This is a genomic window from Allochromatium humboldtianum (assembly GCF_013385175.1).
In the GTDB taxonomy this organism is placed as follows: Bacteria; Pseudomonadota; Gammaproteobacteria; order Chromatiales; family Chromatiaceae; genus Thermochromatium; species Thermochromatium humboldtianum.
This window is the reverse complement of record NZ_JABZEO010000084.1, coordinates 1-310: the sequence shown is the minus strand read 5'-3', so window position 1 is coordinate 310 and position 310 is coordinate 1. Positions and strand designations below refer to the sequence as shown.

Below are 310 nucleotides of genomic sequence, written 5' to 3'. Positions count from 1 at the left end.
CCTGGAACTGGTCGAGATGGAGGTGCGTGAGCTGCTCTCCAGCTACGACTTCCCCGGCGACGACACCCCGATCATCACCGGCTCGGCCAAGCTGGCGCTGGAAGGCGACACCTCCGAGATCGGCGGTCCGTCCATCGACAAGCTCATGGAAGCGCTAGACAGCTACATCCCCGAGCCGGAGCGCGCCATCGACGGCGCCTTCCTGATGCCGATCGAAGACGTGTTCTCGATCTCCGGTCGCGGCACCGTGGTGACGGGACGTGTCGAGCGCGGCATCGTCAAGGTTGGCGAAGAAGTGGCCATCGTCGGC

General features: G+C 65.2%; 1 pseudogene. It reads left to right on the top strand.

The features are described 5' to 3' along the window. Positions 1–310, top strand: a pseudogene (gene tuf / locus HW932_RS21595) (elongation factor Tu); the annotation flags it as partial.